Here is a 14,208-nt window from a genome sequence, read left to right as displayed (position 1 = left end):
CGCGTGATCGTCAGCGGCTGCCAGACAACCCCCCAGCCGTCCCCGGCCGGGCGACGACGACGGCGCCGAGAGCGCCTCGACCCCATGGAGAACCGTGGATGACGTGATGCCCGCCATCCGGCTGAGCGCCGCGCTGCAGCAGCCGGAGTGGACCGATGTCTCGCAGGTCCAGCGCGTCAAGGAAGTGCTCGCCTCCCGCCCCTCGCTCGTCAGGCCGGCGGACGTGCGCGCCCTGCGTGCCCTCCTGGCGGAGGTCGCCGCAGGAAACTCCCTGGTCGTGCAGTCGGGGGACTGCGCGGAGAACCCCGAGGAATGCACGCCCGAGCACGTGAGCCGCAAGTCCGCGGCCCTCGACGTGCTGGCCGGCGCGCTCAAGATGATCACGCACAAGCCCGTGCTGAGGGCCGGCCGCATCGGCGGCCAGTTCTCCAAGCCGCGTTCGAGCTCCACCGAGAAGGTCGGCGACCTCACCCTCCCGGCGTACCGGGGACACATGGTCAACGGCCCGGAGCCGACCGCCGAGAGCAGGCAGCCCGATCCGCTGCGGATACTCACCGGATACATGGCGGCCAGCGACATCATGGAGCACCTCGGCTGGCGCGGATCGTCCACCCGATCCCGGATAGACCCGCCCGTGTGGACCAGCCACGAGGCGCTGCTGCTCGACTACGAGGTTCCGATGCTCCGCAGGGACGCGTCGGGGCGGCTGATCCTCGGCTCCACGCACTGGCCCTGGATCGGCGAGCGGACGCGGCAGGTGGACGGCGCGCACGTCGCCCTGCTGGCCGAGGTCGCCAACCCGGTCGCCTGCAAGGTGGGCCCGAAGATGAGCAAGGACGAACTGCTCGGCCTGTGCGAGCGGCTCGACCCCGAACGCGAGCCCGGCCGGCTCACCCTCATCTCCCGGATGGGCGCCGACCAGGTGGCCTACGCCCTGCCGCCGCTCGTCGAGACCGTGAGGTCCGCCGGACACCCCGTCATCTGGCTCTGCGACCCCATGCACGGCAACACGCGGGTCACCCCGTCGGGCCACAAGACCCGCCTCGTGCCGGCCCTGCAACAGGAGGTCCGGGAGTTCGTCACCGCGGTCGAGAGCGCGGACGGCGTCCCCGGCGGCCTCCATCTGGAGACCACGCCCGACGACGTGACCGAATGCGTCGCCGACGAGAGCGGCTTCGCCCAGGTGGGCGACCGCTACACGAGCTTCTGTGACCCCCGGCTGACCCTCTGGCAGGCGGTCTCGGTCATCTCCGCCTGGGGCGGCTGACGCGACGGCTACCAGAAAGGACTTCCATGTCCGGCATTCCCGCAATCAAGCCCTACCCCCTTCCGGCGGCGGGCGAGCTGCCTCCCAACGCCGCCGGATGGACGCCCGATCCCGCTCGTGCCGTGCTCCTGATCCACGACATGCAGCGATACTTCGTCAGGCCGTTCGCCGACCCGACGAGGCACGAACTCGTGCAGAACGTCGCGCTGCTGCGGGACCGGAGCGTGGCGCTCGGCGTCCCGGTCGGCTACACGGCGCAGCCCGGCGACATGAGCGAGGAGCAGCGCGGACTCCTCAAGGACTTCTGGGGGCCCGGCATGCGCCGCGCCCCCGAGGACCGGCTCGTCGTCGACGAACTCGCCCCCGCCCCCGGCGACTGGATGTTCACCAAGCTGCGCTACAGCGCGTTCTTCCGGTCCGACCTGCTGGAGCGCATGCGGCGCGCCGGCCGCGACCAGCTCGTGGTCTGCGGGGTGTACGCCCACGTCGGGGTGTTGATGACGGCGGTCGACGCCTTCACCAACGACCTGCAGACCTTCCTGGTCGCCGACGCCGTCGCCGACTTCACCGCCGACTACCACCGCATGGCGGTCGAGTACGCGGCCGAGAGGTGCGCGGTCGTCCTGACGGCCAAGGAGGTGTTCTCGTGAGCGGCCTCGAAAGCGGCCTCGGGAGCGGCTCGGACACCGGCGGAGGCGGCCTGCTCGACGCCGTGCTGGACCTCCGGGCGCCGGCCTTCGCGCTGCTGCACCGGCCGGAGGCGACCGGCCCGGGCGTGCTGGACGTCCTGATCGGCGAGGTCGCGCACCTGAGCGAACTCGCGGACATCCCGCTGCCGGAACAGGGGGAGCCGGGGGCGGGAGACCGCCACCACGCGCTCGTCGTCGTCCCCTACCGGCAGGTCCGGGAGCGGGGCTTCGCCTGCGCCGACGACGGCGCCCCGCTCATCGCGATGACGGTGACGCGGCAGGCCACCCTGCCGGTCGGCGCGGCCCTGGACCGGATCCCCGACCTGCCCTTCGCGGTCTCCGGCGGGCACTTCGACGTGGACGACGACGACTACGCCGAGCTCGTCCGCAGGGTCGTCAAGGAGGCGATCGGCGAGGGGGAGGGGGCGAACTTCGTCATCAAGCGGTCCTTCGTCGCCGACATCGGGAACTACACGCCCGCCTCCGCCCTCTCCTTCTTCCGGCGGCTGCTGGAGGTCGAGTCGGGCGCGTACTGGACCTTCGTGGTCCACACCGGCGAGCGGACGTTCGTGGGCGCCACTCCGGAACGGCACGTGACGCTGCGGGACGGCGTCGCGACCATGAACCCGATCAGCGGCACGTACCGGTATCCGGAGTCCGGGCCGTCCCTGCACGGGGTGATGGACTTCCTCGCCGACCGCAAGGAGTCCGACGAGCTCTACATGGTCCTCGACGAGGAACTCAAGATGATGACGCGGATCTGCGAGCCGGGCGTCCGCGTGACGGGCCCCCGGCTCAAGGAGATGGCGCGGCTCGCGCACACCGAGTACTTCATCGAGGGAGACACCGGCTGGGACGTGCGCGACATCCTCCGCGAGACGATGTTCGCCCCGACCGTCACCGGCAGCCCGGTGGAGAACGCCTGCCGGGTGATCGACCGGCACGAGCCGCACGGCCGGGGGTACTACAGCGGAGTCGTCGCCCTGATCGGGCACGACGAGGCCGGCCGGCAGACCCTCGACTCCTCCATCCTCATCCGGACCGCCGACATCGACGGCACCGGCCGGGCGCGCATCGGCGTCGGCGCCACACTCGTACGCCACTCCGACCCGATGTCGGAGGTGGCGGAGACCCGGGCGAAGACCGCCGGCCTGCTCGCGGCGCTCGACACCGGCGACAGCGGCAGGCTCAGGACCCGCCCGGAGGTCCGCGAGGCGCTGGAGCGGCGCAACGAGAACATCGCCGGTTTCTGGCTGGGCAGGCGCGGCTGCGGCACGGCCGCCCTGCCGCGGCTGGCCGGGGTGCGGGCGCTGGTCGTCGACGCCGAGGACACCTTCACGTCGATGCTGGACCACCAGATGCGCAGCCTGGGCATGGCGGTGACCGTGCGCCGCCACGACGAGAGGCCGTCGCTGGACGGGTACGACCTCGTGGTGCTGGGGCCCGGCCCCGGCGACCCCCGGGACGACGCCCACCCCAAGATCGCTTATCTGAGGGCCGCCGCGGACGCCCTCCTCGCCGGGCGGCGCCCCTTCCTCGCCGTCTGCCTCAGCCACCAGGTCCTCTCCACCCGGCTCGGCTTCCCGCTGCAGCGCCGCGACGTGCCCAACCAGGGGCTGCAGAAGGAGATCAGCCTCTTCGGCGCGCGGGAGCGCGTCGGGTTTTACAACACGTTCGCCGCGCGCGCCGAGGCGGACCGGGCCGAGATCGACGGCCTCGGCACGGTGGAGATCTGCCGTGATCCGGTGACCGGCGAGGTGCACGCGCTGCGCGGCCCGCGTTTCGCCTCGATCCAGTTCCACGCCGAGTCGGTGCTCACCGAGAACGGCCCCCGCATCCTGGGCTCTCTGATGGAGGGACTGCTGCCATGACGGTCACCGGCCAGTCCGTGCTGGAAGGGGCGCGTCCGTACGTGGTCGTCGACGCGTTCACCGACACGCCGCTGCAGGGCAACCCGGTCGCGGTCTTCTTCGAGGCCGAGGACCTCTCCGCCGAACGCATGCAGCGCATCGCCAGGGAGATGAACCTGTCGGAGGTCACCTTCGTCCTCCCGGCCCGGGAGGGGGGCGACGCCCGCATCCGCATCTTCACGCCGGTGAACGAGCTGCCGTTCGCCGGGCATCCGCTCCTCGGCACCGCCATCGCGCTGGGCGAGGGGCGCAGGGAGGACCGGCTCCGGCTGGAGACGGCGATGGGAGTCATCGCCTTCGACCTGGAGCGCGTGGACGGGAGGGTCGTCGCCGCGGAGATGGGGCAGCCCGTCCCGACGTGGGAGGAGTTCGACCGCGCCGGTGAACTCCTCGCCGCGCTCGGCCTGACCTCCTCCACGCTGCCCGTCGTGATCTACCACAACGGTCCCCGGCACGTGTACGTCGGGCTGGAGAGCATCGCCGCGCTGTCCCGGGTCGACCCCGACCAGCGCGCGCTGGCCGCCTTCCCCGACATGGCGACCAACTGCTTCGCCGGTTCCGGCCCGACCTGGCGCAGCCGGATGTTCTCGCCCGCCTACGGCGTGGCCGAGGACGCGGCCACGGGGTCGGCGGCCGGTCCGCTGGCCGTCCACCTCGCCCGGCACGGGCAGATCGGGTTCGGGCAGTGGATCGACATCCACCAGGGCGTCGAGATGGGCCGCCCCTCGCTCATGCGGGCCCGCGCCGACGGCGCCCCGGAAGCCGTCACGTCCGTACGGGTCGGCGGTTCGGCCGTGACCGTCGCCCGCGGCGTGATCTACGCCTGAACGGCGCGCGGACCCGCCGGCGGATCGCCCGCGCGGCCGGGTCCGCACCCGTCCTCGCCATGCGGCCAGGGCCGCCCGTACCCCCACACAGCCCGGAGGCGACAGTGAGCAGCAGGTTCGAGAGTCTGACCGGCGCCATCGACCCGGCGTTCCCCGAGTACGACACGCCGCCGGCCGAGCCGATGGTCCTGGCCCGGCAGTGGATCGCGTCGGCGGTGGAGGAGGGCGTGCGGGAGCCCCTCGCCCTCGCCCTCGCGACCGCCGACCGCGGCGGCCGGGCCTCCTCCCGCATGGTCGCCGTCATCGACGTGAGCGATCGGGGCCTGGTCTTCACCAGCCACAGCTCCAGCCGGAAGGGCCGGGAGATCGCCGAGACCGGCTGGGGCTCGGGCCTGCTCTACTGGCGCGAGACCGCGCGGCAACTGATCTTCTCCGGTCCCGTGGTCATGCTGCCCGAGCCCGAGGCGGAACGGCTGTGGAACGCGCGGCCGGTGCCGCTGCACGCGATGTCGGCGGTCTCGCGGCAGAGCGAACCCCTGGAGGACATCGCCGGGCTCAGGGCGGAGGCGGAGCGCCTGGCGTCGTACGGGACCCCCCTGCCCCGCCCGGCGCGGTTCGCCGGATACCGCCTGGAGCCCGCCGCCGTGGAGTTCTGGTCGGCCGACGCCGACCGGCTGCACCGGCGGCTGCGTTACGACCGGGATTCCTCCGGTTGGCACATCTCACGGCTACAGCCGTGACCCCCTCCCCAACAGGGACAGGAAACACGAAGGAGTGCGACCTTGACCGACTCGATAACGACCGGCCCCATAACGACCGATCAGAGCACGACCGATCAGAGCACGAACGAGCCGGGCACGACCGACTTCGACGCGATCGTCGTCGGCGCCGGCTTCGCCGGCATCTACATGCTGCACAGGCTCCGCAACGAACTCGGCTTACGGGTGCGGGCCTTCGACCGCGCAGGCGGCGTGGGCGGCACGTGGTACTGGAACCGCTACCCCGGCGCCATGTCGGACGTCGAGGGCTTCGTCTACCGCTACTCCTTCGACAAGGAGATGCTCCAGGAGTGGAACTGGACCACCAAGTACACCCCCCAGCGTGAGCTCCTCGCCTACCTGGAGGCGGTCGTCGAGAAGCACGGGCTGGGCGAGGACATCCAGCTCGACACCGGGGTCGAGAGCGCGGTTTTCGACGAGTCCCGGGGCGTCTGGACCATCGGCACCGACACCGGTGAGACCTTCACCACGCGGTACCTGGTCACCGCGCTCGGGCCGCTGTCGACGGCGAACATCCCCGACATCGAGGGCCGCGAGCGCTTCCGGGGCAGGATCGTCCACACCGGCGCCTGGCCCGACGACCTCAGCATCGACGGCAAGCGCGTCGGCGTCGTCGGCACGGGGTCCACCGGCACCCAGTTCGTCTGCGCCGCCGCCAAGGTGGCCGGGCATCTGACGGTCTTCCAGCGTTCGGCGCAGTACTGCGTCCCGTCCGGCCACGGCCCGGTCACCGACGAGTACGTCGCGGAGGTGCGGGCCGGCTACGACCTCATCTGGGACCAGGTGCGCGGCTCCCGCGTCGCCTGCGGGTTCGAGGAGAGCGAGGTCCCCGCGATGAGCGTCTCCGAGGAGGAGCGCCGGCGCGTGTTCCAGGAGTACTGGGACAAGGGGAACGGCTTCCGCTTCATGTTCGGCACGTTCTCCGACATCGTGACCGACCCGGCGGCCAACGAGGCCGCCGCGGAGTTCATCAGGTCGAAGATCAGGGAGATCGTGAAGGACCCGGAGACGGCGCGCAAGCTGACGCCGACCGACCTCTACGCCAAGCGCCCCATCTGCAACCCCGACTACTACGAGAACTTCAACCGCGACAACGTCACGCTGGTCAGCATCAAGGAGAACCCGATCAGGGAGATCACCCCCGACGGTGTCGTCACCGCGGACGGCGTGGAGCACGAACTCGACGTCCTGGTCTTCGCGACGGGCTTCGACGCCGTGGACGGCAGCTACAAGCGGATGGACATCCGCGGCCGGGGCGGCGTGACGATCCGGGAGCACTGGGAGGACGGCCCCACCGGCTACCTCGGCGTCGCCACCCACGGCTTCCCCAACCTGTTCATGGTCCTCGGGCCGAACAGCGCCTTCAGCAACCTGCCGCCGGGCATCGAGACCCAGGTCGAGTGGATCGCGGGCCTGATCCGCACGGCTGAGAAGAACGGCACGACCGTGATCGAGGCCACCGCGAGCGCCGAGGACGCGTGGACCGAGACCTGCCGGGAACTCGCGGCGTACACGCTCTTCCCCAAGGTCGCCTCGTGGATCTTCGGCGCCAACATCCCCGGCAAGAAGAACACGGTCATGTTCTACTTCGCCGGGCTGGGGTCGTACCGGGCCAAGCTGAGCGAGGTGGCGGAGGCGGGGTACGAGGGATTCGACCTGCAGGCCAGTCCCTCGCTGACGCCGGCCTGAGACCGCGCGGGGGCGTGCCCCGCGCCGACATCCGAGGGTCCGGACGGCCGGGAAGGCCGTCCGGACCCTCCGCGTCCGCTTGAGATAAGCGGCATTTCCTGCTCTCCGGACGAGATATTCAGTGAGGAGTTCTCGTGTTCGAGGTCCGCGATTGTTTAACAAAGAGGCTTGACTCTAATGGTTCATTGTCGGATACGATGAAGTCATGACTGAGACCGTGATTCGCGTCGACGACCAAGTCGCAACCTTCATCAACATCTTCGACGTCGACCCCTCGAAGCAGCAGGAACTAATCGCCATTCTGAACGAGGGCACCGAGAAGGTCATGCAGCACCGGCCCGGCTTCGTCTCGGTGAACATTCTCGCCAGCGCGGACGGCACCCGCGTCGTGAACCTCGCCCAGTGGCGCAGTGTCGACGACATCAAGGCGACCATGGGCGACCCCGAGGCGCAGGCCATCGCGAAGCGGACGGCGGAGATCGCCAAGGCGGCTCCGCAGCCCTACAAGGTCATCTCCGTCCATCACGCCTGACCAGGCACTCCGCGGCAACCCACAAGCGGGTCCGGGCCCCACGCGACACACTCCGTCCGCCTCTCGGCATCGGCGGACGGACGTCGCCCGCGCATCCCCCAGAGCGGGCGGTGTCCGGGGCCCGGCCCTGACCGCACCGCCCACCCGAAGGTGACGAAGAGTAGCCACCCCCGGCCCAGGGAGCGCGACGCCATGACGACTGCCAACACCGCCGACATCGTGATCGCGGGCGCGGGGATAGGAGGGCTGGCCGCCGCGCTCGCCCTGCACGCCAAGGGGATCCGCGCGGTCGTGCTGGAGGCCGCGCCCGAACTCGCGCCGCTCGGAGTGGGAATCAACATCCAGCCGGCCGCGATCGGCATACTGACCGAGTTCGGGCTCGGCGAGACGCTGGCGGCCACCGGCATCCGCACCCGCGAGCACCGCTACCTCGACCACAAGGGCACCACGCTGTGGACCGAGCCCCGGGGCGTCGACGCCGGCCACGAGCACCCCCAGTACTCCATCCACCGCGGCGAGCTGCAGATGCTCCTGCTCGCGGCCGTACGGGACCGGCTCGGCCCCGGCGCGGTGCGCACCGGGCTCCGCGTCATCTGCTTCCACCAGACGCCCTCCGGCGTCCGCGTCCTCGCGCACGACGAGAGCGGGGGAGCGGTCGAGATCCAGGCCGCCGCGCTGGTCGGTGCCGACGGGCTGCGCTCCGCGGTGCGGTCCCAGCTCCACCCCGACCGCGTCCCGTTGTCGCCCGCAGGGGTCGACATGTGGCGTGGCCTGTCCGAACTGGACGAGTTCCTCGACGGGCGGACGATGATCCTGGCCAACGACGAGCAGGCCACCCGGCTGATCGCCTATCCGGTCTCCCGGCGCCACGCGGAGCGCGGCAAGGCGCTGGTGAACTGGGTCTGCCTGGTCGCGGCCCCGTCGAAGAGCCTGGCCGGCGACGCGGGCTGGAACCGCCCGGGACGGATCGAGGAGGTGCTGCCCCACCTCGCCGACTGGGACTTCGACTGGCTGCACCTGCCCGCGATGCTCGCCCGCAGCCCCCGCATCCTGCGCTACCCGATGGTCGACCGCGACCCCCTGCCGCACTGGGGAGAGGGCCGGGTGACCCTGCTCGGCGACGCCGCCCACCTGATGTACCCGATCGGCGCAAACGGCGCCTCGCAGGCCGTCATCGACGCCGCCACGCTCGCCGCCGAGCTCGCGGAAGGCGACGACGTGGCCACCGCCCTGCTGCGGTACGAGGCCGCCAGGCGCCCCGCCACGACCGCCATCATCCTCGCCAACCGGAACATGGACGGCGCGGAGCGCGGCATCGCCGGTCGTCCCGGCCACGACAAGACCGCCGAACTCGCGACCATCACGCACCGCTACCGAGTGGCGGTGGAGCGGCGACAGCCGCTCACCTGAGCGGATGGACCGCCCGGCCGGTAGCCGCACTTATCGCCGGGCGGTCCATCCTGGCAGGCGTGACCCGCGTGGAAGGCCGTCGGCGGGAAAAATCGCCGTCCGAGAACGTGACCGATGAATGGCGGGACCACGCCGCGAGAAAATGGCACGTCAATCGAAATCGCCCCCCTGTGGACGCGATTCTCGATTCACCGGACATGAAGCGTCCAGACATCCTGACAATGCGTTTACAGAATGTCTTCGGTAGGCCTGGTTACCGGGCTTCGCCGGTTACGGGTGCGGCATCGGACGCCGGACGTCAACGTGGAAACGGCCTCCCGCCGGGTCATGTCTGCGGTCCTCGTCCTTAAGACGAATCGCACCACGGAAAGGTGACACGCGGCGGCCGTGCGGGCGGTGTCCGCCGGTGGGCGGACACCGCCTCTCACGACAGGCCGCCGGGCGGCCGGCGCCTCACCGCGTACGGGCCGCCGCGCCGCTGCGCGCCGCACGGCCCGCCAGCTCCGACACGGCGGTCCGCGCCGTGGCCAGCGAGTCCGCCGCCAGGGGCTTGAAGCGGGCCAGGGCGGGCACGTCGGACGCCCTGGTCATCTCCGCGCCGACGAAGCAGAGGTTCTCCGGGGCCACTCCCAGGTCCGTGAAGTACGCCCTCAGGTAGGGCGTCTGGAAGTCGAAGTCCTCCCGTGGTGTGCCCGGGGCGTAGCACCCGCCGCGGGCGGTGACCACCACCACGTTCGTCCTCCGGAGGAGGTGGTCTCCCGTGCCGGCGTCGAGGAAGGCCCCCGGGAAGGTCACCCGGTCGATCCAGGCCTTGAGGGACGCGGGCACGGAGTAGTTGTACATCGGGACGCCGACCAGCACCGTCTCCGCGGCGCGCATCTCCGCGATCAGCGGCAGGGTCAGCGCCCACTCACGCTCCTCGGCGGGGCCCTCGGTCATCTCCGCCACGTCCGGCAGCGCGACCGCGCCCCTTCTCTCCACCCGGATGCCGAGGGAGACGAAGGCCGGGGACACCAGCGGGACCGGTTCGGCCGCGAGGTCGCGGTACCGGTACCCCGCGCTCCCGTGCAGACACCGCCAGGTGTCGGCGTACAGCGCCGTCAACTGCCTGGTGACCGAGTCGCCGTGGTCGCTGGCGCTGGAGTCCAGATGAAGCAGGGACGTCACAGGCTCACCTCCTGTCGCTGCGCGTGCATCGCGCACTCCCTTCCCGATACTTTCCGTCACACACCTATGACGTTCCGTAGTCGTCAGAGGTGACAGGGGCGTATCCGTGGGGCCGGAGAGCGGCAGGGGTCACTGGTGCGGGCGGCCGGTAAGGAGGGTCGTCACCTCCCGGGCCCGCGCGTTGAGGCGTCCGACGAACTCGGTGAGCATCTCCAGCTGGCCGTCGTCGTAGCCGTCGACCACCGCGAGGAACTCCGTCTCGATCCTGGAGAAGATCTCCCGCAGTGCCGCCTCGTGCCGCCCCGTCGACCGGATCAGGACCCTGCGGCGGTCGAGGGGGTCGCGGTGGCGCTCGACGAAGCCACCGCGTTCGAGCCGGTCGATCAGCGCGGTGACGGCCGAGGTGCTGAGGCCGGTCGACTCGGCGAGTCGCCCCGCGGTGAGCTCCGGCTCGTGGCGGGCGAGGTCCAGGCACTTCAGGTCGGTCGGCCCGAGCCCGAACCGGTCCGCGATGGCCTGGTGCAGCGCCAGGCCGCGACCGGCGTTCTCGCGCATCGCGTCCATGAGGGATCGCAGCGCTTCGGATCGATGCCTTGACACGGACGCTCCATACGGCTGAAGTATATATCTCGATGCATCGAGATTTCCTATCGGTCGAACGAATTCTATCTGTCAGGGAGCGGAGCATGCCAGGAGAGTCCGTACCCGTCCTCGTCGCCGGGGCAGGCCTGGCGGGCCTGTCCACCGCGATGTTCCTCGGCGTCCACGGGGTGCCCGCGCTCGTCGTGGAGCGCCACGCCGGCCTGTCCACCCAGCCCAAGGCGCGGGGGCAGATGCCCCCCACCATGGAGGCGCTCGCCACGGCCGGGGTGGCCGGGCGGTTCCTCGCCGCGGCGCCGCCGGGGACGGACGAGAGCATCATCGTGATCGCGGAGAGCGTCACGGGCCGGGTCGTGCACGACTTCGTGCAGGCCGCTCCGGACATGTCCGTCCTGTCTCCCGCGCCGATGGGCATGGCCAGCCAGGAGCGCGCCGAGCGCATCCTCGCCGAAAGGGCCGTCGAACTCGGGGCGGAGATCAGGTTCTCCACGGTGCTGGAGTCGTTCCGGCAGGACGGCGACTCCGTCGTCGCGTCGCTCGTGGACCGCGCGACCGGACGGCGGCGGACCGTCACGGCCCGCTATCTGGTCGGCGCGGACGGGCACAAGGGCGCGATCAGGGACGCCGCCGGGATCGCGGCGCACGGCAGGACCTCGTCCGGGCCGATGCGGACGATGTTCCTGCAGTTCGAGGCCGACCTCGACGTGACGCTCAAGGGCGCCGCGTTCGGCCTGTTCTACATCCAGAACCCCGCACTGCCCGGCGGGTCGGCCACCGTGGTCACCACCGACCACCCCGGCCGCTACGTGCTGAGCTGCGTCTTCGACCCCGGTGAGGAGCCCGGCCCGGACCGGCTCACCGAGGTGATCCGCACCGCCTGCGGGGTGCCCGGCCTGGACCCGCGCGTCGTGGACGCCGCCTGGTCGTCCCCGGGCGGCCACGTCACCCGGGTCGCCGACACCTTCCGCTCCGGCCGGGTCGTCCTGGCCGGGGACGCCGCCCACCTGATGCCGCCGACCGGCGGGCAGGGCGGCAACGCCGCCGTCCTGGACGGCTACCACCTCGCCTGGCGGCTCGCGTACACGCTGGCGGGCCTCGCCGGTCCGGGCCTGGTCGCCTCCTACGACGCCGAGCGCCGGCCGTACGCCGACGTCCTCGCCGAGCAGCAGTACGCGAACATGGTCCAGCGGCACGCTCCGCACCTGCGTGACGAGAGCGTCGCCGAGATCATGGATCCCGCGGTGGGACTGTTCGGGTACGTCTGCCCGTCGGGCGCCTTCGCCGCCGAGCCGGACGACGGCCGTCCCCTCTTCGAGAACCCGGCCTCGCCCTCGGGACGCCCGGGAACGCGGGCGCCGCACGTGCGGCTCGACCGCGAGGGCGTTCCGGTCTCCTCCCGCGACCTGTTCGGCCCGGCGTTCACGTTGCTCGCGGGTCCGGCGGGAGAACCGTGGGAGAAGGCGGCGTCCGAGGCCGCGCGGCGGACCGGTGTCACCGTCGGGACGCGCGTCGTCGGAGCCCCGGGGGGCCTCGGCGATCCGGAGGGCCGGTTCACCGCCGCCTACGGGATCACGGCCGGGGGCGCCTCGCTCGTACGGCCGGACGGCGTCGTCGCCTGGCGGTCGCGTGGCCCCGCCGCCCCCGGCGAACTGGAGGCCGCGCTGCGTACCGTCCTCGCGTGACGGAACCGGAGGGTGACCGGGCCGGGGCAGGCGGGGGTCAGTAGCCGTAGCGGCTCTTCAGGTGGCGCCAGAGGTCACGCAGCATCCACGCGTCGAACTCGGTGATGGAGGTGGCCGAGCCCGCCTTCATGAGAAAGCAGCACTGGCCGGTCGGCGTCCAGTCGTAGAAGTCGTCCAGCCCGAAACCGTGCCCGATCTCGTGCAGCAGGATGTGGATGTCGTCGCTGCCGAGGTTGTCCACGAGATACTCGCTGCCGACGCGCTGGCCCCAGTCGCCTCCCGCGCCGCCGTCCATGCCCGCCGTGAGCCACAGGGACATGTCGTAGTGGTGGGAGGGCCCGCCGGGACAGTCGGGATAGGCGCCCGACTGGTTGAAGAAGCGGCCGCAGGGCTCCGCGCACTGCGGCGCGTTCTCCCGCATGTCGCCGACGTACACGTCGACCGAGTCGTCGTCCCACTGCAGCGTGGCGCGGTCGCGGACCGCCCAGCCGACCACCTTGACCGGCACCTCGGCGTACGGCCAGCCGTCGTGACCGGCCATCACGTTCATCCACTTGCCGAACGACCTGCCCAGCGCGGCGTGGATGCGGTCGCGCAACTCAGCGGACACGGGGGCGGGGGAGTCCCAGCGTACGCAGTAGTTGATCGATCCGCCGTTGGCCATGATCTGGTCCCAGCCGAAGTTGCGGAAGCCGTACGGATCGCGGTCGCCGGTCTCGGTGTGCCGCCAGACCTCGTCGAGCGGCGTGACCAGGGCGGCGGGCGGGTTCCAGCCGCTCTGCGCGGCGGCGGCGGTGTCGGCGAAGGCCTTGACCTCCAGGAGGCCGACCGCGGCCTTCCCGCTCTCCAGCACGATCCGCAGCCGGGTGGTGGTGACGGCGGGGAAGGAGGCGGTGACGTAGCCGTCCACGGTGACGGGGTAGGCGGCGGGGATGTCGGCGTAGGCGGCGCCGTCCCAGCTCTGCAGCCTCCAGGAGACCGGCTCCCGGACGCCGCCTCCGTCGTCGAAGAAGTACACCTGCGTCGAGGAGATCGTCTGGGCGGAGGGCCAGGTCAGCAGGGCCCACTGTTCGCCCGCCTGCGGCCACGTGCCCCATCGGCGGTTCCGGAGGTCGTTCGAGCGCGACGGGTCGACGCCGTCGTTGATCGCGGCGACGTTCTCCCAGGGGGAGGTGTAGGAGGCGGTCGCGGTGGCCCAGGGGGCCACGTTGACGACGGCGGCGTCCGACCGCGTGGGCACCAGCAGGAAGCCGGCGAGCAACGCGACGACGGCGAACAGACGCCTCATACAGGCTCCTTCACGGCGACGTGGCGGTCCACGCGCCGCTGTGGGGGGTGTGGCACGGTCTCCGAGTTTTTTCCGTCCGATTTGTGGTGTCAAGGGGGTGAATTACGGTCATGTGCCGTTTGGTGCGGCGGAATCGCGTGAGATCGCCCCGGACGTCCGCCGCCATCGCCCGTCCTGCCAGCCGTTTCACCCCGCGGATCGCCGGGCGAGTCAGGCAGTGAACCGGGGAAGACGCCTTTTCGTCTAGAAGATCACTGAAAATCTTGGTGAGGGCTGTCGGTGGAGGACATCAGGCGGTGGCTGACTTGAGAGCCCAGGCGCCGTCGGCGTGGGTGAGCCCGAGGTGGATCAACGTACGGAGGTTCAAG

General features: G+C 71.2%; 12 protein-coding genes. 9 read left to right on the top strand and 3 right to left on the bottom strand.

Translation table 11 applies throughout. The features are described 5' to 3' along the window. The first annotated feature begins 94 nt into the window (after positions 1–94). The 8 genes from HHX33_RS33220 (at position 95) to HHX33_RS33185 (ending at position 9,103) form a co-directional block, all read left to right on the top strand. Positions 95–1,267: a 3-deoxy-7-phosphoheptulonate synthase gene (locus tag HHX33_RS33220; protein ID WP_182878034.1), complete on the top strand. Its 1,173-nt coding sequence runs from the start codon at positions 95–97 to the stop codon at positions 1,265–1,267. 26 nt (positions 1,268–1,293) lie between these two features. Then, positions 1,294–1,917: an isochorismatase family protein gene (locus HHX33_RS33215; protein ID WP_182878033.1), complete on the top strand. Its 624-nt coding sequence runs from the start codon at positions 1,294–1,296 to the stop codon at positions 1,915–1,917. Continuing rightward, on the top strand, positions 1,914–3,827 hold the full coding sequence (locus tag HHX33_RS33210; protein ID WP_310741627.1) for an anthranilate synthase family protein: 1,914 nt from the start codon (positions 1,914–1,916) through the stop codon (positions 3,825–3,827). The genes HHX33_RS33215 and HHX33_RS33210 overlap by 4 nt, the downstream gene beginning before the upstream one ends. Continuing rightward, on the top strand, positions 3,824–4,693 hold the full coding sequence (locus tag HHX33_RS33205) for a PhzF family phenazine biosynthesis protein (protein WP_117410143.1): 870 nt from the start codon (positions 3,824–3,826) through the stop codon (positions 4,691–4,693). The genes HHX33_RS33210 and HHX33_RS33205 overlap by 4 nt, the downstream gene beginning before the upstream one ends. Positions 4,694–4,797: 104 nt before the next feature. After that, positions 4,798–5,433: a phenazine biosynthesis FMN-dependent oxidase PhzG gene (gene phzG / locus HHX33_RS33200; protein WP_310741626.1), complete on the top strand. Its 636-nt coding sequence runs from the start codon at positions 4,798–4,800 to the stop codon at positions 5,431–5,433. 42 nt (positions 5,434–5,475) lie between these two features. Next, on the top strand, positions 5,476–7,161 hold the full coding sequence (locus HHX33_RS33195) for a flavin-containing monooxygenase (protein WP_259403127.1): 1,686 nt from the start codon (positions 5,476–5,478) through the stop codon (positions 7,159–7,161). A 205-nt stretch (positions 7,162–7,366) separates the two neighbouring features. After that, entirely contained in the window at positions 7,367–7,693 is a 327-nt protein-coding gene (locus HHX33_RS33190) for an antibiotic biosynthesis monooxygenase (protein WP_182878031.1), read from the top strand. A 192-nt stretch (positions 7,694–7,885) separates the two neighbouring features. Continuing rightward, positions 7,886–9,103: an FAD-dependent monooxygenase gene (locus tag HHX33_RS33185; RefSeq protein ID WP_182878030.1), complete on the top strand. Its 1,218-nt coding sequence runs from the start codon at positions 7,886–7,888 to the stop codon at positions 9,101–9,103. 453 nt (positions 9,104–9,556) lie between these two features. Here HHX33_RS33185 and HHX33_RS33180 read toward each other — a convergent pair whose 3' ends face one another. Both HHX33_RS33180 and HHX33_RS33175 read right to left on the bottom strand, forming a co-directional pair. Next, positions 9,557–10,270 (bottom strand): FMN-dependent NADH-azoreductase, encoded by a 714-nt coding sequence (locus tag HHX33_RS33180; RefSeq protein WP_182878029.1) that lies wholly within the window; start codon positions 10,268–10,270, stop codon positions 9,557–9,559. A gap of 129 nt (positions 10,271–10,399) precedes the next feature. Continuing rightward, positions 10,400–10,870: a MarR family winged helix-turn-helix transcriptional regulator gene (locus HHX33_RS33175; RefSeq protein ID WP_182878028.1), complete on the bottom strand. Its 471-nt coding sequence runs from the start codon at positions 10,868–10,870 to the stop codon at positions 10,400–10,402. An 86-nt stretch (positions 10,871–10,956) separates the two neighbouring features. Between HHX33_RS33175 and HHX33_RS33170 the strand changes: the two genes are divergently transcribed. Continuing rightward, positions 10,957–12,552: an FAD-dependent monooxygenase gene (locus HHX33_RS33170; protein WP_182878027.1), complete on the top strand. Its 1,596-nt coding sequence runs from the start codon at positions 10,957–10,959 to the stop codon at positions 12,550–12,552. A 37-nt stretch (positions 12,553–12,589) separates the two neighbouring features. Here the strand turns inward: HHX33_RS33170 and HHX33_RS33165 are convergent, their stop codons facing one another. After that, complete coding sequence (locus HHX33_RS33165; protein WP_182878026.1) at positions 12,590–13,840, bottom strand: cellulose-binding protein; 1,251 nt, start codon at positions 13,838–13,840, stop codon at positions 12,590–12,592. Positions 13,841–14,208: the final 368 nt, after the last annotated feature.

This window comes from Microbispora sp. H10670, assembly GCF_014161385.1.
GTDB lineage: Bacteria > Actinomycetota > Actinomycetes > Streptosporangiales > Streptosporangiaceae > Microbispora > Microbispora triticiradicis.
The sequence above is the reverse complement of the archived record's forward strand: the minus strand, read 5'-3'. Positions and strand labels throughout refer to the sequence as shown.